The sequence below is a fragment of the Streptomyces sp. NRRL F-5727 genome (assembly GCF_000719555.1).
Lineage (GTDB): Bacteria > Actinomycetota > Actinomycetes > Streptomycetales > Streptomycetaceae > Streptomyces.
The window spans coordinates 1-22062 of sequence record NZ_JOGX01000084.1 but is presented as its reverse complement, the minus strand read 5'-3'; the positions used below and the strand labels follow the sequence as shown (position 1 = coordinate 22062).

Sequence of the window (22062 nt, the reverse complement as noted above, 5' to 3'; positions counted from 1 at the left end):
TATCCGATTTGTAGCCAAACTCAGCGTACGCATCCGGTCACAGCAGGTACGTTCATGCCGCCGGAACACCCGGCAGCACCAGGAGAGGGCTCGGCCATGGCCATGTCACGGGCAGTTCCCAATCTCGCCTTCCGACGGCTCCGCGGACAGCACTCGCCGGCGGAGTTCGCCGCCTCGGTCCGCCGGGCGGCACGGGAGATCGGCGAACAGGTCGCGTGCGACGCCCGCTACATCGGTCGCGTGGAGGCGGGCGAGATCCGCTGCCCGAACTACGCGTACGAGCGGGTCTTCCTGCACATGTTCCCCGGGCTGACCCTTGCCGACCTGGGTTTCTCCGCACGGGAGGCGGTACGCGGCCGACGGCAGGCCGCCCCGGCCGGGGCCTCGGGGCCCCCCGCCCTCCCGACCCGGAACGATGAGGAGAGCGACGTGCTGCGTCGCGCATTCATGACGAGCGGCACCGCCACCCTGGCGGCCGCCTCCTGGGGACTCGGCTCGACCGCCGCCGCGATCCCCAGCCCCCGCGGCACCCACCGCATCGGCGAGGCCGAGGTCCTCGCCGTCGAGGACGCCGTACGGCAGATCCGCCTGCTCGACGACCGGCACGGCGCCGACGGGCTCTACAAGGTCGCCGCCCAGCCGCTCCGCACCGCCTACGCGCTGCTCGACCAGGGCACCGCGGCCCGCCGCTCCACCGAGGACCGGCTGCTCGCCGGCGCCGGCGAGCTGTCGCTCTCCGTCGGCTGGCTCGCCCACGACTCGGGCCGCCACGAGGACGCCCGCTCCCACTACGCCGAGGCCCTCGCCACCGCCCGGGTCTCCGGGAACGCGGCCCTGGAGGCGCACGCCTTCTGCAACACCTCCTTCCTCGCCCGCGACACCGGCCGCTACCGCGAGGCCGTCCGCGCCGCCCAGGCCGGACTGCGGGCCGCCGCGCCGCTCGCCTCCCCCCGGCTGCTCGCCCTGCTCTCCCTGCGCGAGGCCGCCGCCTGGGCCGGGCTCGGCGACCGGTCCTCCGCGGAGGAGTGCCTCGGCCGCGCCCACGACCACTTCGGCCGCGGCCACGCCGAACAGGACCCCGAGTGGATGTCCTTCTTCGGCGAACCCGAACTGGAGGCCCTGGAGTCGCACTGCTGGGCCGCCCTCGGCGACTGGAGCCGCGCCGCCCGCCACTCCCACCGGGCCACCGTCCTCCAGCACCCCCGCTTCGCCCGCAACCTCGCCCTCTACCGCGCCCAGCTCGCCGGCAACCTCGCCCGCGCCGGCCGCCGCGACGAGGCGGAGGCGGAGGCGCGGCGGGTGGCGGACTCGATGGACGGGATCGCGTCGGCGCGGATCCGGGGGCTGCTGGCCGAGACCCGCCTCATCCTGACGGGTGCGTGAGCCGCCCGGGGTCAGCCCTCCAGGTGCCCGGTGTCGTTCCAGCGCTCGATCGCCGGCGCGCCGTACGCCCAGCCGAGGACCGAGAGGCTCGTCGGGTCCAGGCGGATGCGGGCGGCGAAGGACACGTCCTCGCCGAGCCAGCGGGCACCGATGGAGCGGAGGATGTGGCCGTGGGCGAAGACCAGGACGTCCCGGTCGGCCGAGCGGGCCCACTCGACGACCTCGTCGGCGCGGGCCGACAGCCCGGCCAGCGACTCGCCCTCCGGGACGCCGTCGCGCCAGATCAGCCAGTCCGGGCGGGTGGCGTGGATCTGGGCCGGGGTGAGGCCCTCGTAGGCGCCGTAGTCCCACTCCATCAGGGCGTCCCAGGGCTCCGCGCGGTCGCCGAAGCCGGCCAGGTCGCAGGTCTCGCGCGCCCGGACCAGCGGACTGGTGCGCACCTCGACACCGGGCAGCCCCTGCCAGGGGCCCCGGTGCAGGCGCTCGCCGAGCAGCTTGGCGCCGCGCCGGCCCTCGTCGAGCAGCGGGATGTCGGTCCTGCCCGTGTGGCGGCCGAGGAGCGACCACTCGGTCTGGCCGTGACGGGCGAGCAGGATGCGCGGTGCCATGGGTGGGGCTCTCCGGAGGGTGCGACGCGGATGGGACGGGTCTCCTCATCATCGCGCAGGCGGCCCGGGCGCGAACTCCCGGTGTCCCCGGGCCGGAACGCGCCCGCGTTGTCAGTGGCGGATGCGACACTTCCGCGGGTGAGCGCATCCCTGGACGACGGCGGGTCACGGCCGCCGCACACGACGGACCCCGAGCCGACCCCGGCGAGCCGGCGCAGGACGCGGGAGAGACTCGCCGAACTGCGCGGGCCGGCCGTTCCGCCGCGCCCGCTGGACGCGCGGGCGCTGGCCGCGCTCGCCGCGAACCCGGGGTGCAGGCGCCGGGCGCTGCTGGACGGCGCGGGGGTGGACAAGGGGGCGCTCGCGTCGCGGCTCGGCTCGCCGGCGCCGTTCGGCCAGTCGCAGTTCGCGATCGTGCGGGGCAACAGCTTCGAGGCGAAGGTCAAGGCGGACGGCGGGCGGGAGCTGCTGCGGCTGCTCGGCGTCGAGGACCCGGGGGCCGTCTCCGTACCGGACCTGTCGGCGTCCGGGCCCGAGGGGCGGACCGCGCGGACGGCGCTCGCGCTGCGCGAGGCGACCGCGGCCGGCGGGTGGACGCTGCTCGACCATCCGCTGCTGACGCTGGAGGTGGCGGGGTCGCCCGTGCACCTGGAGCCGGACGCGGTGGTGGTGGACCCGGCCGGGCGGTGGACGGTCGTGGAGATCAAGTCGTTCCCGATGGTGGACGGGGCCGCGGACGCGGCGAAGGTGGGCGCGGCGGCCCGGCAGGCGGCCGTGTACGTGCTGGCGCTGGAGCGGGTCGCGGCGCTCACCGAGGGCGCCGAGGTCGGCCACGCGGTGCTGCTGGTCTGCCCGAAGGACTTCTCGAACCTGCCGACGGCCTCCGTGGTGGACGTGCGCAGGCAGCGGGCGGTGACCCGGCGCCAGCTGGCGCGGCTGACCCGGATCGAGGAGATCGCCGACGCGCTGCCCGAGGGGCTGAGCTTCGACGTGCGGGGATGCTCGGCGGAGGAGCTGGCGGCCGCCGTGGAGGCGGTCCCGCACGCGTACGCGCCGGAGTGCCTGGCCGCCTGCGAGCTGGGCTTCCACTGCCGGTCGCGGGCCCGGGAGGCGGACGCGGTGCAGACCCTGGGACGGTCGGTGCGGGGCGAGCTGGGCGGGCTCACCACGGTCGGCGCGGTGCTGGCCGCCGCGCGCGGGGAGGACGGCGACCCGCGGGACCCGGCGGTGGCGGCGCTGCGCCGGGCGCGGGCGCTGCGGCAGGAAGCGCTGACGGAGGCCGCGGCATGTCGCTGATCGCGCACCTGGCCCGGATGGAGGCCGTGGAGGCGGGCCGGGCGCAACCGCTGGCGACCGTCCGGCACCGGCACCTCGGCGCGCGGCCGCTCGTCCTGGTGCCGCTGACCACGGCCGGCGAGGCGGGCGCCCCGCTCGGCGCGCTGGTCGGCACCGACCCGGAGGAGCCGCGGCTCCTGGTGGTGCCCCAGCCGCGCGACCGGGAGCTGCGGTTCGCGTTCCTCGCCGAGCTGGCCGAGGAGGTGCTGCCGTACGTCGACGGGTACGCGGACGCCGTCGAGCTCGTCGAGCGGAACGAGACGGACCCGGAGACCGGGAAGAAGGCGAAGGTCGAGGTCGAGCTGTGCGCCGACGCGCCGCAGCTGATCGTGCCCAGCCGGGCCGGGATCGAGTACGTACGGCTGCTGGGGCGGTCCACGCGGTTCCGGCGCACCGCCGAACAGGACCCCGACACGCCGTACCCGGCGCCGCCGCGCGTGCCGCTGCTCGGGCGGTGGCTGACCCACTACGGCGAGCGGGCCCGGGTGCCGGGCTCCTCGCTGCTGCTCGCGGCGACCGACCTGCTCAACCGGCACTGGGCGACCGGCCAGTCCTCCCTGGAGGACCAGCACCTGGGGGCGCTGCTCGCCTGGATCGACCCGCCGGAGGGCGAGTCCGGCGCCCGCGCCGCGTACCGGGCCGAGCTGGGGCGGGACGCGGAGGGGCAGTTGCTGTGCCCGCCGGCCGGGCCCGCGACCGACCCTGCCTTCGACAACCGGCTCCTCGCGCCCGCGATCGAGGCGTACGACCGGGCCCGGCAGGCCGTCGGCGCCGCCGAGGACGGCGAGGCGGCCGACGCGGCGCTCGCCGGCCTGCACCGGGCCGAGCGGGAGATCCGGCGGCTCGTCGGCTCCCAGCTGAAGCCCGTCTGGGACGCGACCTGGCGGGCGCTCGGCCTGCTGCGGGAGCTGCCCGAGGGGGCCCGGGTCGCCGACCGGTGGACCCGGGACCGCTGGTCCTTCACGGCGCACCGGGACCGGATCACCGCCGGGGAGCCGCCGCAGCCGCGCCGCGACGACGCCGTGACCGCCGCCGCCAAGCTCGCCGCGCGCGAGCAGGCGCAGGGGCAGCTGGACGCCCAGGAGGCGCTGGACGATCCGCTGGTGCTCGCCGGCCGGCGGCTCTCCGGGGAGGCGTTCACCGGGGAGGTCACCGAGGTGACCATGGCGTGGACGGAGTCGAAGCGGCCCGCGCCGCGCCCGCTGCTGACGGTCCGCACCGAGGACCGGCCGCATCTGGACGAGGGCGTGAAGGTGTACCGCTCGCTGGGCGGCAAGCCGCAGTCGGCGGAGTTCGTCCGCCGCGAGGAGGACGGCTCCCTGGTGCTGCGGCTGCTGGACAAGATGGGCCGGTCGAAGGAGCCCGCGGAGGGCACGGTGCCGGAGAAGGGCGAGCGGATCGCCTGGACGCTCTTCGAGCACGACCAGCGGGTGGGGCCGAAGCTGCCCGACCCGGAGGAGACGCCGTGGACCCACGGCGGCCCGCCGCGCTCCGCCGACGCCGAGCTGCCCGACGCCGTGACCCCCGAGGACCTGCTGTGACCCTGTACGACCCCGCCGTGCCCGACCCGGGCGCGGCCGCCGCGGCGGCGACCGCCGCGATCCTGGAGAGCACCCTGCACGGCACCGCCCGGGGCGTCGTCGTCGACTCCCCGCCCGGCGCCGGCAAGTCGACGCTGGTGGTGCGGGCCGCGCTCGAACTGGCCGCGGCCGGGCGCCCCCTGATGGTGGTGGCGCAGACCAACGCGCAGGTCGACGACCTGGTGCTGCGGCTCGCCGAGAAGGAGCCGGACCTGGAGGTGGGCCGGCTGCACTCCAGCGACAGCGACCCGTACGACCGGGCGCTCGACGCGCTGGAACACGTACGGAAGTCGGCGAAGGCGGGGGACCTGGCCGGGCTGCCGGTGGTGATCTCGACGGCCGCCAAGTGGGCGCACGTGAAGAACGTGGAGCCGTGGGCGCACGCGATCGTGGACGAGGCGTACCAGATGCGCTCGGACGCGCTGCTCGCCGTGGCGGGGCTGTTCGAGCGGGCGCTGTTCGTGGGCGACCCGGGGCAGCTGGACCCGTTCTCGGTGGTCGGCGCGGACCAGTGGGCGGGGCTCTCGTACGACCCGTCCGCCTCGGCGGTCTCGACGCTGCTCGCGCACAACCCGGAGCTGCCGCAGCACCGGCTGCCGGTCTCCTGGCGGCTGCCCGCGTCGGCGGCGCCGCTGGTGTCGGACGCCTTCTACCCGTACACGCCGTTCCGTTCGGGCACCGGCCCCGGGGACCGCCGGCTCGCCTTCGGCACGGCCTCGGACGGCTCCGCCCCGGACCGGGTCCTGGACGAGGCGGCCGAGTCCGGCTGGGGTCTGCTCGAACTGCCCGCCCGGCACACCCCGCGCACCGACCCGGAGGCCGTCCACGCGGTCGCCCTGGTGGTCCGCCGCCTGCTGGACCGGGGCGGCGCGGCGGTCAGCGAGCGCTCCGACACGCCCGTGCCGCTGACCGCGGACCGGATCGCGGTGGGCACCGCCCACCGCGACCAGGCGGCGGCCGTCCGCGCGGCCCTGGCGGACCTCGGCGTGTCAGGGGTGACGGTCGACACGGCCAACCGGCTCCAGGGCCGCGAGTACGACGTCACGGTCGTCCTCCACCCCCTGTCGGGCCGGCCCGACGCCACCGCCTTCCACCTGGAGACCGGCCGCCTCTGCGTCCTCGCCTCCCGCCACCGCCACGCCTGCGTCGTCGTCTGCCGCGCCGGCGTCACGGACCTCCTCGACGAGCACCCCTCCACGGAACCGGTCCAGCTGGGCGTCACCGTGAAGTTCCCCGACGGGTGGGAGGCGAACCACGCGGTCCTGTCCCACCTGGCGGAGCACCGGGTGCCCTGGACGCCCTGAGCGGCGGCCGCGGGGCGGTCTTGCGGGGCGCGGGACAATGGGGGGTGGTCCGGGTGTCCGGGTCATCTGCGTGTGCGAGGAGGAGCGGAACGATGGCGGAACCCGCGGAGCGGAGCGGACAGCGGCGGCTGCGTCCCGCGCCCCTGATCTTCGAGCCTGCCGAGGCGACCGCCGACCCGGAGCACTTCTTCGACCTGGAGTCGATCGAGGACCCGAAGGAGCTGCTGTCCCGGGCGACCGAGCTGACGCTGGCGTTCCGGGCGGCGACGGACCGGGCGATCGAGTTCCAGGCCGTCGCCGCGGCGCAGCTCGCCGATCCGAAGCGGTTCGACCGGCTGACGGCGGCGGACGTGGCCGAGCGGGCGGCCTGGACCGAGGACTACGCGCGGAAGATGATCGAGTTCGGGCGGGATCTGATCCGTACGAACGGGCGGCCCGCGGAGGACTGACGGGCGGCCTCGGTGGGGTGGGCCGGCGGCCCCCGGCGGATCGGCACGGCCGGGCCGGAACAGGCGTTCGGCATATGCGGGGCGCACGATACTCCTCCCGCGGCGCCGCTGTCCGCGTTTCCGGAACTCTCGGCTTTCGCTTCGTCACCGGCGGTAGACCTGTCGCATGACGACGACGACCTGGATGCGCGACGAGACCCCGTACACCCCCGACGTCTTCCGCTTCCTGCGGACGGGGGACGAGGACCGGCACCAGACCGCCCGGGTGACGGCGGACGGCGCCGCCTGGCTGGCCTCGGCGGCGAGCGGGGACCCCGGGGCGTCGCTCGCGCGCTGGGAGGCGCGGCCGGAGTCGCCGGCGGTGCTGCCGTGCGGGACGGTCTTCGACGTGGTCAGCGTGGACCCGGTCTTCGGGCGGCGGATGCTGGACCGGCTCTGGGAGGAGGGTCCGGGCTCGGGCCCGGTCGCCGCGCACCGGGGGCGGATGCTGCTCTTCGCCGCGCCCGGCACGGCGCAGCGGCTGCCCGCGCTGCTCGACTGGGAGGAGTGGGGCGACGCGGTGCCGCGGCCGCTCTGTCACGGCACCGGCGACGCGGTGACCGTGCCGGCGCTGGTGCCGGGCGGGAGCGGGTCCGGGCCGCGCTGGCTGGTCGCCCCGGACACCCGGAGGCCGTGGCTGCCCGGGCCCGAGGTGATGCTGTGGGCCTCTGTGCGGGCGGCCCGGACGGTTTCCGCGGCCGACGTGCGGGTATCGATTTTCACTCCCGCCGCTCAGGATGCTAATGTCTACGACGTCAGCAGGCGCCGCTAGCTCAGTTGGTTAGAGCAGCTGACTCTTAATCAGCGGGTCCGGGGTTCGAGTCCCTGGCGGCGCACCGACAGAGAAGGCCCCTCACGCGAGTGAGGGGCCTTCTTGCGTGCCGGGACGGGTCCGGTCTACTCCGTGATCGGCGGGGTGATCCTCACCGTCCAGACGCCGGCCTCGCTGCGGTCGGCGACCTCGACGCGGACGCCCGTGCCGGGCACGGTGAGCGTCTCCCCCACCTCCATCGGCGCGTCGGCGAGCGGCGGGTAGACCGAGCGCTCCCAGCACGCCTCGGTGTCCGGGTGGGCGTCGACGACCTCGACCGGGCCGTCGCCGGAGGGCGCGCCGGCCCGGACCCGGTAGACGAGGACGCCCTCCGTGCAGGTGTCGGCGTCGTTACCGGTGGCCGCGCGGGCCTCGATCGCGAGGACGCTGTCCCGGCCGGTGCGGACGACGGCGAGCCGGGTGGAGCGCGTGGTGGGGGTCGCCGGGGCGGCGGAGACCGGCTCCAGGCCGACCACCCGCGGCTCGCCGCCCTGGACGCAGGCCACCTGGGAGCGGTCGAGCCAGCCCAGCTTCCACTTGTGCCAGCCGAAGGGGTCCGGGGCGAGCCCGAACTGGCTGCCCATGACGTCCCAGTCCCCCACATGGGTGTCCCAGTCGCCCTTGCCGTCGGCGGGCCGGCGGTACAGGTCGGGCAGGTCGAAGACGTGGCCGGTCTCGTGGGCGAGGACGTTCCGGTCCGGCGGATGCCGCTCGAAGACCGTGACGACCCGCCGGATCGGCGTGCCGTCGGCCTCCAGCGGCCGCTCCAGGTTGACGACCTTGGTGGCGTCCGAGTCCACGCCGGGCGCGTCCGGGTCGGCGACCAGGTAGACGATGTCGTACCGGGAGAAGTCGACGGAGTCGTCGACCGCGGCGATCGCGTCCCGCAGGTAGGCGGCCCGCTTCCCGGCGTCCCAGTCACGCCGTATGTCGTACTCCGTGGAGGGGCGGGGCATCTCCGTCCAGGCGGTGCGGGGGTGCGGCCGCAGGGTGAACCGCCCGTAGGAGGCCCGCTGGAAGAACTCGGTGGTCGCCGGGAAGTGGTCGGCGGTCAGCTGCTCCGGAGTGGTCAGCGGTGCCGCGTCCGGGAACGACAGGAAGATCATCACCGCGTCGAGGGCACGCTCGGGGCGCGGATAGGAGCCGTTCCAGCTGGAGAGGCCGAGCGAGTGGTGCGCGGCGGTACGGGGCAGGGCGCAGGGGCCGGCCGAGGACGCGGCCACGGCGGGCCCGGTGACCAGGCCGGTGGCCGCGAGCGCGACGAGCGCGGTGAACGAGGCGGCTCCGGCGCGCAGCCGGGAGCGCTCCACTCCCTCGGGTGGCTGCTGACCCTCCACGTGGACCTCCGGTTCGCGAGTGCGGGACACCTCCACCACCTTGTGATGGTTCGCGGTGTTTCGCATGTTTCCGCTGCCCCGGTCGGGTGAGAGCGCGGCGCCGGGTGGACACGAGACGATCGGACTTCAGCTCACGGACAGTCACCTTCGGTCATCCCGGCGCCGTCGCACGTCAGACCCGTGCGGAAACGGTCGCGGAGTCGGCGTCCGGTGGTCAGCCTCACACCGTCCGGGGCCCCGGCCACCCGCTCCGTCGCTGGAACGGCCACCCGCGCTGGCTCTATGATCGGCACACTTGTCCCAGGCCGACCATCCCGACCACATGTGAACGGCCCCCCTGCACCACGGGAGCGAGCGGTGAGCGGAACCCCCGAAGGACCGGCACACCCAGAACCGCCCGGCATCCCGCCGGCCCGCCCGGCACTCACGGAGCGTGAACTCCGCGACTACCGGGCCGCCTTCCGCGTCTCCCGGCTGGCCATGGCCCTGGTGGACCGGGACGGCCTGGTGATCGCCGCCAACGACTCGCTCGGCACCCTCCTCGGCACCGACAGCGCCGCCCTGCGCGAGCAGGCCGCCGCCGACCTCGTGGACCTCGCCGCCGACGGACGCACCTGGCACGCCTACCGCGAGGTGCTGCGCGGCCGCCGCTCCCGCTTCCGCTGCACCCGCCGGCTCAAGCACCCGGACGGGCGCAGGCTGTGGGCCGAGGTCACCGTCGCCCCGGTCCCCGACACCGGCCGGGTGCTGCTCTCCGTCGCGGACATCAGCGAGCGGCGCGAGCTCCAGGCCCGGCTGCGCCACCTCCAGATGCACGATCCGGTGACCCGGCTGCCCAACCGGGCGCTCTTCTTCGAGCGCCTCTCGGCCGCCCTGGAGACGGCGGCGGCGGAGAGCGCCGAGGCAACCGCCGGCGCGGGCGGGCCGCTCGGGCAGGCCGACGCGCCGGAGCCGTACCGGGCCCACCGCACCCCGCGGTCGTATCAGTCGCACGGCCATGGCAGAACAGGGCGGATCGGCCTCTGCTACCTGGACCTCGACGGCTTCAAGGCGGTCAACGACACGCTCGGGCACCGGATCGGCGACCGGCTGCTCGCCGCCGTCGCCGGGCGGCTCACCGAGTGCGCGGACAGCGCCGGCTACACCCGCAGCGGCGGCCACCTCGTGGCCCGGCTCGGCGGCGACGAGTTCGCCCTCCTCGTCGAGGACTCCACCGGTACGGAACAACTCGCGGATCTGGCCCGCTCGGTGCTGCGCGCACTGGAGCGGCCCTTCGACCTCGGCGGGCAGCGGCTCTCCGTCTCGGCCTCGATCGGCGTCGTCGAGCGCGCCGCCGCCGGCGCCACCGCCACCTGTCTGATGCAGGCCGCCGACACCACGCTGTACTGGGCGAAGGCCGACGGCAAGGCCCGGTGGACGCTCTTCGACCCGGAGCGCAACGCGCACCGGATGACGCGGCAGGCGCTCTCCTCGACGCTGCGGCCGGCCGTGGAGCGCGGGGAGTTCGCCCTGGAGTACCAGCCGCTGGTCGATCTGGCGGGCGGGGCGGTGCGCGGGGTGGAGGCGCTGGTGCGCTGGAACCACCCGCAGTTCGGGGTGCTGCCGCCGAATCGGTTCGTCGGGATCGCCGAGGAGGACGGCTCGATCGTCGAGCTGGGGCGGTGGGTGCTGCGGACCGCCTGCGAGCAGGCCCGGCAGTGGCAGAAGGACCATCCGCGCGAGCGGCCGCTCTTCGTGAGCGTGAACGTGGCGGTCCGTCAGGTGTGGGACTCGGACCTGGTGGCGGACGTGGCGGGGATCCTCGCCGAGACGGGGCTCGCCCCGCACCTGCTCCAGCTGGAGCTGACCGAGTCGGCGGTGATGGGCTCGGCCGGCCGGCCGCTCCAGGCGCTCCAGGCGCTCAGCGACATGGGGGTGCGGATCGCCATCGACGACTTCGGCACCGGCTACTCGAACCTGGCCTATCTGAGCCGGCTGCCGGTCTCCGTCCTGAAGCTGGACGGCTCCTTCGTGCGCGGCTTCCAGGACGAGGAGCACGCCAACCCGGCGGACGAGCTGATCGTGGAGGCGCTGGTGCAGCTCGCCCACCGGCTCGGGCTCACCGTCACCGCCGAGTGCGTGGAGACGGCCGGGCAGGCGGCCCGGCTGCGGCGGATCGGCTGCGACACCGGGCAGGGCTGGCTGTACTCGCGGGCGGTGGGCCCGGACCGGATCGCCGCGATGCTGGAGGGCACGACCCCGCTGCGGGTCTGAGGCCGCGCGGGAGCACCCGGGCATGGGACTGCCCCCGGCCGGAGGGACATTCCGGGCGGGGGCAGCGGTTCATGCGGTTCTACGCGGGGCGGTCAGGGGTTCAGCAGGCGCCGAGGTCCTGCCAGACGCCCCACTCGCCGGTGGTGCCGGGGGTCTCGTTCTGGGTCCACCACTTGGCCTTCCACTTGCGGCCGTTGTGGGAGACCTCGTTGCCCGCGGTGTAGACCTGGCCGGCGACGTAGGCCGGGAGCGAGCCGCAGCCGGCCGGGGGCTGCGTGGTCGGCGGGGTGGTGGTCGGAGGCGTGGTCGGCTCCGTGGTGGGCGGGGTGGTCGGCGGCGTGGTGGTGGGCGGCGTGGTCGGCGGGACGGTGGTGCCGCCGAGCGCGGTGTTGATCTGCTTCAGCAGGGTGGCGTTCTCGTCCAGGCCGAGGAGCGAGTACATCATCGCGCCGGCCAGGCCGCGCTGCTTGCCGTAGTTCACCCGCTCCTGGATGGAGCGCTGGTTCAGACCGGTGAAGAACTCGCCGTCCTTGTAGAAGTACGAGGACTTGGCCTGGTCGTCCCAGAAGGTGGTCGAGGCGTTGTCGACGACGCCGCCGAGCTCCTTGTAGTGGGCGATGCCGGCCTGCTGGGAGAGCGGGCGGGCGTTGGAGCCGCCGGTGGCGGTCTGCGCGAGGCCGTTGGTGGTGCCGGCGGGCACGCCCTTCCAGCCGCGGTAGTAGAACTCGTAGCCCAGCGTCAGCTTGCCGGCCGGGAAGCCGCCGGTGATGCCGTAGGTCGGGTTGCCGTCGATCCAGGAGTCGATGGCGGCGTCGATCGAGTACTTCTCCTGGCCCGGCGCGATGACGTCGGTCGGGTCGTTCGAGCCGGAGTACAGCGGGGACTGGTGGTACGTCGGCCCGTCGCCGTCCCAGGCGCCGTGCATGTCGTACGTCATGATGTTCGCGTAGTCGAGGTACGCGCCGATCTTGTCCGTCTCGATGTACCTGATCTTGTCCTGGCCGGCCGGGAGGGCCGCGGTCAGCAGGTACTTCTTGCCGCCGTTGGCCGCGCCGTAGGCGTCGAGCTGCTTGCGGAACTCGGCGAGGAGCAGGGTGAAGTTCTGCTTGTCCTCGGGGCCGTAGTGGTTGCCCAGGTGGCCGCCGGAGGAGCCGGGGTACTCCCAGTCGATGTCGATGCCGTCGAAGATGCCCGCCGCCGTGCCGGGGCCGCCGAAGCCGCCCTCGACCGGGAGGTTGCCCTTGAGGTACTGGTCGATACAGGAGGAGACGAGCTTCTTGCGGCTCTCGTCGGTCTTCGCGGCGTCGTGGAAGTACTTGGAGTAGGTCCAGCCGCCGAGCGAGATGTTGATCTTCAGGTGGGGGTACTTCGCCTTCAGCTCCTTGAACTGGTTGAAGACGCCCACGATCGGCTGGTCCCACTTGTCGGCGACGCCGTCGACGGAGTCGGCCGCGGAGAAGGACTTCTGGTAGTCGGCGTAGGAGTCGCCCGCGCCGTCGCCCGCGTTCGGGTTGTTGTCGTCACCCGCGGCCTTGTTGGCCATGAAGCACGTGAGGTTCGTCGGGTGGATGTTGCCGAACGAGTAGTTGATGACGTCGAGCTGGCTCGCGATGCCCCGCGTGTCGAGGTGCTTGGGGTAGAACGCGTTGCCGTACACGCTCCACTGGTCGTAGTACGCGATGCGCACGCCGCCGGCGGAGGCGGTCGTCGAGGCGTCGGCGGCCTGCGCGGAACCGAGGCCCGCGGTCGCGGCGAGGGCGCCGGCGGCGAGGGCCGAGCTGAGCAGCGCGGCGATCAATGACTTACGGGGGTGCACGAGCGTCCTCCGATGGGGGGGTACTGGTGGTGCCGTACAGGAGTTGGAGCAGTGATAGCCCCCGCGTGAACGGCGCGTCAATGGTCTGAACCAGATTGAGGACTAGACCAATTGGGCGGAGAAAGCCCTTGTCAGCGGCGTGCAGCACAAAACGGAACCGCCCGCCACCATCGGTGACGAGCGGTTTAAGGTTCACTTAGGGAAGCCGGCGGGGTGGTTCGGGAAGGAACCGCTCCCCGCCGGAATCCGGGATTCAGTCGAGCTCGGGCAAGCCGTAGGCGTCCGCGATCAGTTCGTAGCTCCGCAGTCGCGCCGCCCCGCCGTGCACGTTGGCGGTGAGCATCAGCTCGTCCGCGCCGGTCCGCTTCACCAGCTCGTCCAGGCCCGTCCGGACCGCGTCCGGGGTGCCGTACACGACGTTCGCCAGCCAGCCGTCGACGAACTCCCGCTCCGCCGGGGCGAAACCGTACGCCGCCGCCTCCTCCGGGGTCGGGATGAGCCCGGGGCGGCCGGTGCGCAGCCGCAGCATCGACAGCGCGCCGGTGAGGACCTGGCGGTGCGCCTCCCGCTCGTCGTCGGCGGCGAGGGCGGCGACCCCGATCAGGGCGTAGGGCTCGTCCAGCACCGCGGAGGGACGGAAGGACTCCCGGTAGAGGTCGAGGGCGGGGAGGGTGTTGCGGGCCGAGAAGTGGTGGGCGAAGGCGAAGGGCAGGCCGAGGAGGCCGGCCAGCCGGGCGCTGAAGCCGGAGGAGCCGAGCAGCCAGACCGGCGGGCGCCCCTTCGGGCCCTGCACCGGCCCGGGCACGGCGTGGATCCGGGAGTACGGGTGCGCGTCCGGGAAGTCGTCGTCCAGGAACCGGGTCAGCTCCGAGAGCTGCTCCGGGAAGTCGTCGGCGCCCTCGTTCAGGGTGTCGCTGCGGCGCAGGGCGGCGGCGGTGGCGCCGTCGGTGCCGGGGGCGCGGCCGAGGCCGAGGTCGATCCGGCCCGGGGCGAGCGCCTCCAGGGTGCCGAACTGCTCGGCGATCACCAGGGGGGCGTGGTTGGGGAGCATCACGCCGCCGGAGCCGAGGCGGATGCGGCGGGTGTGGGCGGCGAGGTGGGCGAGGATCACCGCCGGGGAGGAGGAGGCGACCCCGGGCATCGAGTGGTGCTCGGCCACCCAGTGCCGGTGGTAGCCGCGCCGCTCGGCGAGCCGGCTCAGCTCCACGCTGGTGGCGAGCGAGCGGCTCGCGGTGGAGCCGCTGCCGACCGTCACCAGGTCCAGCACGGAGAGCGGTACGGGGGCGCTGCCCAGGGCCTCTCCGCGTATGGCGTGGTCCGCCGTGGCCGCTTCTTCCTGGGTGCCGGTCTCGCTCACCGTCCGGTCCTTCCTCCGCGCGGGTACGTCCATCGGATCGCCAACAGGGGTGCTCCGGCCCTTATTCCGGGGCGTTCGGGGCGATCCGGGTGACCGGAGTCACATTCCGGCCAACGGAGCGGCGGATTCCGGGTCCGGATCCCCCCAGGAATTCCTCGCTTCCCCGCGGGCCGAACACCCGCGCGAGCGCACGCCCGCACGCTTCTGACCTCCGACTCTTACAGCTGGCCATGCCCCTGTCATATGCCAGGGTGGCGCGCCCCAGTACAGGGCGGGGATCCCCCGCATGATTCTCGCCAACAGCCGCCCCGTAAAGGGCCCTTGGCGGCTATCGTGGTACGGAAGCTTGCGGTCACAACCTGGTAGGGGGAAACCGTGGCGCTGAAGCCCGAGCCCACCGCGCCGTTCCACTCGGTGCAGTACGCCCTGCGCGTCCTCGAGACGGTCTCGCGCCACGGCGGCGGGGTGTCGGACGTGCAGATCGCACGGGAGGCCGGACTGCCCGTCGCCCATCTGTCGTCGCTGCTCCTCATGCTCCGCCGCGAGGGGTACGTCGAACAGGTCTCCGACGGCGCGTACGTCATCGGCGACTCCCTCGTCCTCCTCGGCTCCGGCTCGACCCGCCGCGAGGCCCTGGAGGCCAAGCTCCAGGAGACCCTCACCGAGCTGCGGGACTCCGTCGGCGCCGCCGTCTACATCAGCCGGTACATCGACGGCGAGGTGAAGATCACCCAGTTCGCCGACGGCCCGCGCACCCCCAAGGTGCACGAGTGGGTCGACTTCCGCTCCGCGGCCCACGCCAGCGCCGTCGGCAAGTGCCTGCTCACCCAGCTCGACCTCGACGGGCGGCGCGACCACATCTCCCGGCACAAGATCGCCCGGCTCACCTCCCGGACGATCACCAACGAGAAGGTGCTCTTCTCCAAGCTGGACAGCCAGCCGCCCACCGTCCCGGTCCTCGACCTCCAGGAGTACGCGGTCGGCACGGTCTGCGCCGCGGTCCCGCTGACGGCCGGCTCCGCCGTGGGCTGCCTGGCGCTCTCCCTCCCGATCGAGCACGCGCACCGGCTGCGCTCGGCCGCCGACACGCTGAACCGGCGGGCGGCCCCGGTGGTGCTGTCGCTGGCGATCTGAGGCGCGCGGACCGGGGTCCGGCGGAGCGGTCCCGGCGGGGTGGTCACGAGCACCCCCCGGGACCAGGTAGTATTTTCTCTGTCAGCAGGCGCCGCTAGCTCAGTTGGTTAGAGCAGCTGACTCTTAATCAGCGGGTCCGGGGTTCGAGTCCCTGGCGGCGCACCGACAGGAGGAGGCTCCTCGCGAAAGCGAGGGGCCTCTTCTGCATGCCCCGGGGGCCCTCACGCCTGGAGATAGGCGAGGACGGCGAGGACCCGGCGGTGGGTGTCCTCGGCCGGCGGCAGGTCGAGCTTGGCCAGGATGTTGCCGATGTGCTTGCCGACGGCGGCCTCGGTGACGACGAGCCGGCGGGCCACCTCGCCGTTCGAGTGCCCCTCCGCGACCAGCGCCAGAACCTCCCGCTCGCGCGGGGTCAGCGCGGCCAGCGGGTCCCGGCGGCGGCGCAGCAGCTGCCGTACGACCTCCGGGTCGACGACCGTGCCGCCGGCGGCGACCCGGTCCAGGGCGTCCACGAACTCCTCCACCTGCCCCACCCGGTCCTTCAGCAGATAGCCGACGCCGCTGCCGTCGCCCGAGTCGAGCAGGTCGGAGGCGTAGTCCCGCTGCACGTACTGGCTGAGGACGAGGACCGGCAGGCCGGGCCGCTCGGCGCGCAGGGCGACGGCGGCCCGCAGCCCCTCGTCCTGGAAGCCCGGCGGCATCCGCACGTCGGTGAGGACCACGTCCGGGTCGTGGGCGGCGACCGCCGCGCGCAGCGCCTCCGCGTCGCCGACCGCGGCCACCACCTCGTGGCCGAAACGGGACAGCAGCCCGATCAGGCCCTCCCGGAGGAGGACGCCGTCCTCGGCGAGGACGACTCGGAGCGCACGCGGCACGGGATCTCCACTCGTAGGACCGTCGGCCCGCCCGGCGGGCTGGTGATCGTCAGTGTGCCATCGAGGACGGCGAGCCGGTCGGCGAGTCCGGTGAGCCCCGAGCCCCCGGCCGGGTCGGCGCCGCCGCGCCCGTCGTCCTCCACGGTCAGGACGAGGACCCTGCCGTCGTGGCGGCCGGTGAGGCGGGCGCGGCCGGCGCCGCTGTGCCGGTCGACGTTGGCGAGCGCCTCGCGGCCGGTGAAGTACGCGGCGCTCTCCACGGCGGCCGGCAGCCGGGGCAGCCCGTCGAGGTCGGCGTCGACGGGGACGGCGGTGCGGTCGGCGGCGTCGGCGAGGGCCGGGCCGAGGCCGTAGTCGGCGAGGACCTGCGGATGGATGCCGTGGATCAGCTCGCGCAGCTCGGCGAGGACCTGCCCGGCCTCCTCCTGCGCCTGCGCCAGCCGCTCGGCCAGCGGCCCGCCCGGCGGCGCGTCGAGCCGGGCCAGGCCCAGCGTCATGGTGAGCGCGACGAGCCGGTGCTGGGCCCCGTCGTGGAGGTCCCGCTCGATGCGGCGGCGCTCGGCCTCGAAGGCGTCGACCAGCCGGGCCCGGGAGGCGATGACCTCGCCGAGCCCGTCCCGCTCGCCGGACGTGAGCAGCGCCCGGGCGAGCGCGCCGCGCCCGGCCGCGTACAGGCCGAGGGGGTAGGAGAGGACGACCAGGGCGAGCGCGCCGACGACGACGGCGGCGAACGCCCCCGGGTACGAGGTCACCAGCACGCTCTTGAGGAGCTTGGTCTCCCTGCCGTCGGCGGCGAGCAGCAGCGGCGCGGCGAGCAGGGTGCCGGGCGCGGCGACGGCGACGGCGAGCACGAGGGCGTCGAGGAGCCACAGGACGGTGGCGAAGAGCAGCGCGTACGCCAGCTCCCGCCAGGTCGCCCGCTCCCCCGCCCGCGTCCGCACCCAGGCGCCGAGCCCCGGCGCGGCGGGCAGCCGGTGCGGGTCGGCGGCCGGCCGCCGGTCCACCAGCCGCAGCCGCAGCCGCTCGATCCCGCCGAGCGCGACCCCGCCGGACAGCAGCAGCGGGATCCCGACGAGGAGCAGCGAGGCGAGGAGCAGCACGAGCAGGACCACGCAGGCGAGGGCGCCCCCGAGGGCCCCGCCCACCAGATACGCGGCGGCCCGCCACGGCCACGCGCCGAACGGGTACTGCCAGGGGCGGCGCACCAGCGCCTGCCGCACGTCACGGGCTTCCATGAGCGCCCACCGTAGGCGGGGCCGACTCGCCGGGGCGAGGGGGCGGGTGGGTGTGGCGGGGGTGGGGCTGGGCCTACCGGCCATGACGATCAACGGGGGCGTCGGGCCATGCGTGCGGGTGCTGTCCGACGAGACGCGCGAGGACTACCGGGAGCCGGGGCGGCCTCGGCCGGTGCGGGGCGAGGCGGCGGCCGTGTTCTTCACCGGGCACCTGGTCTGCCGCCCGGCCTGACGGCTACGTCGGGGTGCGGCCGTGGCGGGTGTATTCCGCGCGGAGGTCGGTGAGGGCGGAGGCGGTGAGGGGTTCGTACGGGACGCCGGGTGCCGGGCGCCACCAGACCGGGTCGTCGCAGAGGAAGGAGGCTCGGCGGAGGGCCACGCGGTGGATCTTGTGGGTGGCGGTGAGGGGGAGGGCGGGGGTGACGCGGACGAAGCGCGGGGGCATCTTCGTGCCGAGGTCGGGCTGGGCCGCCAGGAAGGCGGCGAAGGCCGTCGGGTCGAAGGTCGCGCCGGGGCGCAGGGCGAGCGCGGCCATGACCTGGTCGCCCGAGACCGGGTCGGGGACGGCGTAGACGGCGACGCCGGCCGCGCGGTCCCAGCGGGAGAGGATCGCCTCGATCATGGCGGCGGCGAGGTTCTCGCCGTCGACGCGGAGCCGGTCGTCGGTGCGGCCGGCGAAGTAGAGGAAGCCGGCCTCGTCGCGGTGGAAGAGGTCGCCGGTCCAGTACCAGCCGCCGCGTCGGCGGGCCGCCTCGGCGTCCGGGTTGCGCCAGTAGCCCTCGAAGGTGCCGGTGCCGCCGCGGTTGACGAGTTCGCCGACGGCCTCGTCGGCGTTGAGGAGGCGGCCGGTGGGCGAGAAGCGGGACGGCGGGCATGCGCGGAGGGTCTCGGGGTCGACGACGGCGAGGTCGTCGCCGGGTGCCGCGCGGCCGATCGCGCCGGCCGGGGTGTCGGCCGTGCGCTGGACCGACGCGCCGCCCTCGGAGGAGCCGTACCCCTCGACGAGCGGCACCCCGAAGCGTTCGCGGAAGCGGGCCGCGTCGACGGCGCCCGCCTCGGTGCCGAAGCCGAGGCGGAGTCGGTGGTCGCGGTCGTGGGGGCCGGGCGGGGTGGCGAGGAGGTACTGGACGGCCCGGCCGACGTAGGTGAAGTAGGTGGCGTCGAAGCGGCGGACGTCCGGGAGGAAGCGGGAGGCGGAGAAGCGGGCGCGGAGGGCGGTCCCGGCGCCGGCGGCGAGCGCCGGGGCCCAGTCGGCGATGACGGCGTTGCCGTGGAACATCGGCATGCAGATGTAGTGGGTGTCGTCGGGACCGACGGAGAACGCGCGGGCCAGCGCGGCACCGGCCGACGCGACCGCGCCCTGGCTGCGGAGCGCGGCCTTGGGCGCGCCGGTGGAGCCGGAGGTGAAGGTGAGGAGGTAGCGGGTGGCGGGGGTCACCGGGCCGAGGACGGCGTCGCCGGGGCGGGCGTCCGCGTAGGGCGCGAGGAGGTCCTGGTACGCCGCGGTGTCGGTGACCAGGAGGCGGACCCCGGGCAGTGGCAGACCGTCGAGGAGCGGCAGGTGGGCGCGCTGGGTGACGAGGACCCGGCAGGCGGTGTGGGTGATGTCGCGGGCGAGTTCGGCGCCCCGCCGGGTGGGGTTGATCCCGACGACGGCGGCCCCCGCGAGGGCCGCCGCGCCGAGCCAGAGCGGGTACTCCGGCGTGTTGTCCAGCAGCAGGCCGAGGTGCGGCTCGCCCCCCGACCGGGGTGGCATCAGGTCCACGAGCAGGGCGGCCCGGGCGGCGGCGCCCGCGGTGGCCCGGTGGTGGCTGAGGGTGTGGTGCTCGTCCCGCAGCCCGGTCCGGTGGTCGCCCCAGCGGCGCCGTATCAGCTCCGCGACGGTGTCCGCGCCTGCCCGTGGTGTGGCCGTCATGGCCCGGACTGTAACTGACGATACGTCAGAACTGAACGTCCGAGCAGGCGTAGAAGGCGTTCGCGGTGTCCGCGATCGTCCACACCGCCAGGATCAGATGGCGGCCCGTCTTGCCCGCCGGGAGGGTCCCGGAGTGCGAGAGCGTCGACGGCGGCTGCTGGCTGTTGTACGGGACGGTGAGGAACGGCTGCGGGTCGAGCTGGGCCCGGGTGAGCTTGGCGGCCGGGTTCCAGCCGTTCCTGGTGATGTAGTACCGGAAGTCCGTGGTGCGGTGGCGGGCCGTGAACTGCCAGCGGAAGGTGTAGCTCTGACCGGCCGTGACCCTCGTCGTCGGCCAGGTGCCGCCGCGCGGGTCGTCCAGCTGCGCGAAGCGGGAGTTCCCGCCGGCGCAGAGGGTGCCGTCGGCGGGGCCGGCGGACGGGAAGCCCTTGGGCCCCTCGACCGACTGCGGCTCCCACTGGATGTCGCCGCAGTTCGTCACCGTGCCGTTGGCGCAGAGCTTCTGGCGGCTGATGGGCGAGTCGGTGTAGCCGTGGCTGTTCGCGGTGCTGGTGGCGAAGAGGGAGGCGGCCGTGACGCCGAGCGCCACGGCGGCCAGCCCTGTCTTTTTGCGCATGCTGTCGCTCCAGGGAGAACGTGGGGGAGTTCTGTGATGCCCGTGGGCTGTGCTGCACGCGTGCGGAGGGAACCGCTCTAGGTCTAGACCAAGTACCAAGGTAGGGAGGGAAGTTGAACATGTCCATACCAACGGCGAGGGCGGCCGGGGAGACCCCGACCGCCCTCGCCGCGCCGCGGGGACCCGCGGCCCCGACCGGCCTCAGGCACCCTCCCCCGGACCCCCACGGCCCGTGTAGAACGCCACCGTCAGGTCCTTCACCAGCGCCTTCCGCTCGTAGTCGTCCAGCTCGACCAGACCACGACTGGTCAGCCGGTGGACCACGTCGTCCACCGCGTCCACCACCGACGTCAGCACGCTGTCCCGGTGCTTCGCGTCGATCGCCGCGATCCGGCGGCGGCGCATCGCCTCCGCGACCTCGGGGGCGTACTCGATCCGCGTCGGCTGCGCCGAGAACACGTCCAGGCCGACCGGGGCGCACTCCGCCGACAGCATCCGCGTCAGCGCCTCGCCGACCGCCTCCGCGTCCCGCAGCGTCGGCGCGTCCTCGTGGAACGCGTCCGCCGGCAACTGAGACAGCACCCGGGCCATCGCCGCCTCCACCTGCTCGCGCAGGTAGTCCTCGTGGCCGTCGACCCCGAGCGCGGCGCGCACGGTGTCCCGGACCCGCCACACGACGAGCACGGTCACGTCCAGCGCCGTCCCCTTCGCGTCCACCGCCGGCAGCGGCTCGCTGCGCCAGTGCCGCAGCCGGACGTCCACCCGGCGGCGCAGCAGCAGCGGACTCGCCCAGACCAGGCCGGTACGCCGCACCGTGCCGCGGTACTCGCCGAACAGGGTCAGCACCCAGGCGTACCCGACCCTGCCGCGGCCGAGCCCGCCCACCGCGAAGAGCAGGACCAGCACGCCGAGCGCCAGCAGCGCCCACTGGGCGAGGTGGACCCCGTGGTACGGACGCGGCGGCAGCCGCAGCATCCGCGCGGCCTCGGCGGGCACGACGCCCGCCCACCACACGACCGCCGCGCACCCCGCGAGCGCGAGCAGCCCGCCGGCCACGCCGACCCAGCCCGGCAGCACCGCCGCGGCCCGCTCCACGAGCGCCGGGTCGGCCGTCGGCGCGGGCCGCGCGGACGCGGTACGCGCGGGCTTGGCCGGCCTGGGGATCGCGGCCTGTGCGGCCTTCGCCGGCTGCGCGGCCCGCGCGGCCCGGACGGCGGGCGGGGCCATCGCGACGGTGTCGGGACCGCCGTCGTCGTCGGTGGCGGCGGCGGTGCCGGGGGTGTCGCCGCCGTCGCGGAAGAGCAGGTGGACGGGGATCGATCCGGTGGTCTCCGCCCCGATGACGTTCTTCCGGCGCGGCAGCCGTCCCACGGCGGCGACCGGCACGGCGACGGACGCCACCTTCCCGCCGGTGATCCGCCCGAAGTCGAGCACGTCCCGCTCCTCCTTGAACACGCCGACCCCCACGGCGCCCGGCAGATCGGAGCTGCCGGCCGCGGCGGCGTCACCGGACGCGGTGTCGGGGACGGGGGCGGGGTCGTTCGCAGGGGCGGTGTCGGTGGTACGTGCCGGTTGTGCCGTGCCGGCCAGGCGGGCGGCGGAGGCGGAGCCGACCGGCGTACGCGCGGCGGCGCCGGCCTCCGGCTCCGGCTCCGGCTCCGGCTCCGGGCGGACGGTGGCCGGGGCCGACCCGTCGGCGGCCGGTACGCCGAGCGGGGAGGCGACGCCGGACGGCGTGGGGCGCGCCGCGTCCGGCCGGGGGGCGACCCACGGCGCGTCGGGCGCGGGCGCCGCCTCGCCGGTGGGCGCGGGCGCCGGGGGCGCGTCGGGCGCGGGCGCCGGGGTCCGTCGGGGCTCGGGCGCCGGGGTCGTGCCGCTCGCGTCCGCCGTGAGGGTGGGCGCCGGCGGCGGGGGCGTCTCCTCCGCCGGGGCGGCCGGGCGCGGGTGTCCCGGCGTGTCGGCGACCGTGGGGGTGGGGCGGGGGCCGGGGGGCACGGTGACGGGGGGGGGGGTGG

At 75.0% G+C, this 22062-nt stretch carries 18 protein-coding genes and 2 tRNA genes; 11 read left to right on the top strand and 9 right to left on the bottom strand.

Features of this window, described 5'->3' with window-relative positions; translation table 11 throughout:
• Positions 1-96: 96 nt before the first annotated feature.
• Positions 97-1383, top strand: coding sequence for a hypothetical protein (locus IF73_RS0134000; RefSeq protein WP_037881364.1), 1287 nt, complete (start codon positions 97-99; stop codon positions 1381-1383).
• A gap of 11 nt (positions 1384-1394) precedes the next feature.
• Here IF73_RS0134000 and IF73_RS0133995 read toward each other — a convergent pair whose 3' ends face one another.
• Positions 1395-1991 carry a histidine phosphatase family protein gene (locus IF73_RS0133995; RefSeq protein ID WP_031014642.1) on the bottom strand — a complete coding sequence of 199 codons (597 nt, stop codon included), beginning with the start codon at positions 1989-1991 and terminating at the stop codon, positions 1395-1397.
• A gap of 138 nt (positions 1992-2129) precedes the next feature.
• Between IF73_RS0133995 and IF73_RS0133990 the strand changes: the two genes are divergently transcribed.
• The 6 genes from IF73_RS0133990 to IF73_RS0133965 all read left to right on the top strand — a co-directional run bounded on the left by IF73_RS0133990 (position 2130) and on the right by IF73_RS0133965 (position 7534).
• On the top strand, positions 2130-3287 hold the full coding sequence (locus IF73_RS0133990) for a hypothetical protein (protein WP_031014640.1): 1158 nt from the start codon (positions 2130-2132) through the stop codon (positions 3285-3287).
• The gene (locus tag IF73_RS0133985) at positions 3278-4867 is read left to right on the top strand and encodes a hypothetical protein (protein WP_031014638.1); all 1590 of its coding nucleotides are present in this window, start codon (positions 3278-3280) and stop codon (positions 4865-4867) included. Before IF73_RS0133990 ends, IF73_RS0133985 begins: the two co-directional genes overlap by 10 nt.
• Positions 4864-6210, top strand: coding sequence for an AAA domain-containing protein (locus tag IF73_RS0133980; protein WP_234338420.1), 1347 nt, complete (start codon positions 4864-4866; stop codon positions 6208-6210). Before IF73_RS0133985 ends, IF73_RS0133980 begins: the two co-directional genes overlap by 4 nt.
• A 92-nt stretch (positions 6211-6302) precedes the next feature.
• Entirely contained in the window at positions 6303-6659 is a 357-nt protein-coding gene (locus IF73_RS0133975) for a hypothetical protein (RefSeq protein ID WP_031014634.1), read from the top strand.
• A 166-nt stretch (positions 6660-6825) separates the two neighbouring features.
• Complete coding sequence (locus IF73_RS39165) at positions 6826-7470, top strand: hypothetical protein (RefSeq protein ID WP_031014632.1); 645 nt, start codon at positions 6826-6828, stop codon at positions 7468-7470.
• A tRNA-Lys gene (locus tag IF73_RS0133965) sits at positions 7461-7534 on the top strand. The genes IF73_RS39165 and IF73_RS0133965 overlap by 10 nt, the downstream gene beginning before the upstream one ends.
• A 61-nt stretch (positions 7535-7595) precedes the next feature.
• On the opposite strand, the gene IF73_RS0133960 is transcribed toward IF73_RS0133965, so the two are convergent.
• Positions 7596-8876 (bottom strand): M6 family metalloprotease domain-containing protein, encoded by a 1281-nt coding sequence (locus IF73_RS0133960; protein WP_420706602.1) that lies wholly within the window; start codon positions 8874-8876, stop codon positions 7596-7598.
• A 327-nt stretch (positions 8877-9203) separates the two neighbouring features.
• Here IF73_RS0133960 and IF73_RS0133955 point away from each other — a divergent pair, with 327 nt between their 5' ends.
• On the top strand, positions 9204-11099 hold the full coding sequence (locus tag IF73_RS0133955) for a putative bifunctional diguanylate cyclase/phosphodiesterase (RefSeq protein WP_031014627.1): 1896 nt from the start codon (positions 9204-9206) through the stop codon (positions 11097-11099).
• Positions 11100-11199: 100 nt separating this feature from the next.
• On the opposite strand, the gene IF73_RS0133950 is transcribed toward IF73_RS0133955, so the two are convergent.
• A complete protein-coding gene (locus IF73_RS0133950; protein WP_031014625.1) occupies positions 11200-12915 on the bottom strand; it encodes a glycosyl hydrolase family 18 protein in 1716 nt (571 codons plus the stop codon).
• Positions 12916-13168: 253 nt separating this feature from the next.
• Positions 13169-14272 (bottom strand): LLM class flavin-dependent oxidoreductase, encoded by a 1104-nt coding sequence (locus IF73_RS0133945; RefSeq protein WP_031014623.1) that lies wholly within the window; start codon positions 14270-14272, stop codon positions 13169-13171.
• Between the two features lie 375 nt (positions 14273-14647).
• Here IF73_RS0133945 and IF73_RS0133940 point away from each other — a divergent pair, with 375 nt between their 5' ends.
• On the top strand, positions 14648-15406 hold the full coding sequence (locus IF73_RS0133940) for an IclR family transcriptional regulator (RefSeq protein WP_031014621.1): 759 nt from the start codon (positions 14648-14650) through the stop codon (positions 15404-15406).
• 88 nt (positions 15407-15494) lie between these two features.
• A tRNA-Lys gene (locus IF73_RS0133935) sits at positions 15495-15568 on the top strand.
• A 59-nt stretch (positions 15569-15627) separates the two neighbouring features.
• Here the strand turns inward: IF73_RS0133935 and IF73_RS0133930 are convergent.
• Both IF73_RS0133930 and IF73_RS0133925 read right to left on the bottom strand, forming a co-directional pair.
• Complete coding sequence (locus tag IF73_RS0133930; protein ID WP_031014619.1) at positions 15628-16281, bottom strand: response regulator; 654 nt, start codon at positions 16279-16281, stop codon at positions 15628-15630.
• Positions 16221-17516 (bottom strand): sensor histidine kinase, encoded by a 1296-nt coding sequence (locus tag IF73_RS0133925; RefSeq protein WP_037881357.1) that lies wholly within the window; start codon positions 17514-17516, stop codon positions 16221-16223. The genes IF73_RS0133930 and IF73_RS0133925 overlap by 61 nt, the downstream gene beginning before the upstream one ends.
• Before the next feature lie 82 nt (positions 17517-17598).
• On the opposite strand from IF73_RS0133925, the gene IF73_RS0133920 reads away from it, so the two are divergent.
• The gene (locus tag IF73_RS0133920) at positions 17599-17748 is read left to right on the top strand and encodes a hypothetical protein (protein ID WP_158822230.1); all 150 of its coding nucleotides are present in this window, start codon (positions 17599-17601) and stop codon (positions 17746-17748) included.
• A 3-nt stretch (positions 17749-17751) separates the two neighbouring features.
• On the opposite strand, the gene IF73_RS0133915 is transcribed toward IF73_RS0133920, so the two are convergent.
• From IF73_RS0133915 to IF73_RS38240, 3 genes are all read right to left on the bottom strand, one after another.
• Positions 17752-19431, bottom strand: coding sequence for an AMP-binding protein (locus IF73_RS0133915; protein WP_031014613.1), 1680 nt, complete (start codon positions 19429-19431; stop codon positions 17752-17754).
• Between the two features lie 25 nt (positions 19432-19456).
• Entirely contained in the window at positions 19457-20047 is a 591-nt protein-coding gene (locus IF73_RS0133910) for a lytic polysaccharide monooxygenase auxiliary activity family 9 protein (protein WP_031014612.1), read from the bottom strand.
• Positions 20048-20248: 201 nt separating this feature from the next.
• Complete coding sequence (locus IF73_RS38240; protein ID WP_078868405.1) at positions 20249-22042, bottom strand: SPFH domain-containing protein; 1794 nt, start codon at positions 22040-22042, stop codon at positions 20249-20251.
• Positions 22043-22062 lie beyond the last annotated feature (20 nt).

Excerpts from the sequence above, each read along its gene's own strand:
- IF73_RS0134000 (WP_037881364.1), top strand. The coding sequence starts at position 97 with ATGGCCATGTCACGGGCAGTTCCCAATCTCGCCTTCCGACGGCTCCGC.
- IF73_RS0133995 (WP_031014642.1), bottom strand. The coding sequence starts at position 1,991 with ATGGCACCGCGCATCCTGCTCGCCCGTCACGGCCAGACCGAGTGGTCG.
- IF73_RS0133985 (WP_031014638.1), top strand. The coding sequence starts at position 3,278 with ATGTCGCTGATCGCGCACCTGGCCCGGATGGAGGCCGTGGAGGCGGGC.
- IF73_RS0133975 (WP_031014634.1), top strand. The coding sequence starts at position 6,303 with ATGGCGGAACCCGCGGAGCGGAGCGGACAGCGGCGGCTGCGTCCCGCG.
- IF73_RS39165 (WP_031014632.1), top strand. The coding sequence starts at position 6,826 with ATGACGACGACGACCTGGATGCGCGACGAGACCCCGTACACCCCCGAC.
- IF73_RS0133925 (WP_037881357.1), bottom strand. The coding sequence starts at position 17,516 with ATGGAAGCCCGTGACGTGCGGCAGGCGCTGGTGCGCCGCCCCTGGCAG.
- IF73_RS0133920 (WP_158822230.1), top strand. The coding sequence starts at position 17,599 with ATGACGATCAACGGGGGCGTCGGGCCATGCGTGCGGGTGCTGTCCGAC.
- IF73_RS0133915 (WP_031014613.1), bottom strand. The coding sequence starts at position 19,431 with ATGACGGCCACACCACGGGCAGGCGCGGACACCGTCGCGGAGCTGATA.
- IF73_RS0133910 (WP_031014612.1), bottom strand. The coding sequence starts at position 20,047 with ATGCGCAAAAAGACAGGGCTGGCCGCCGTGGCGCTCGGCGTCACGGCC.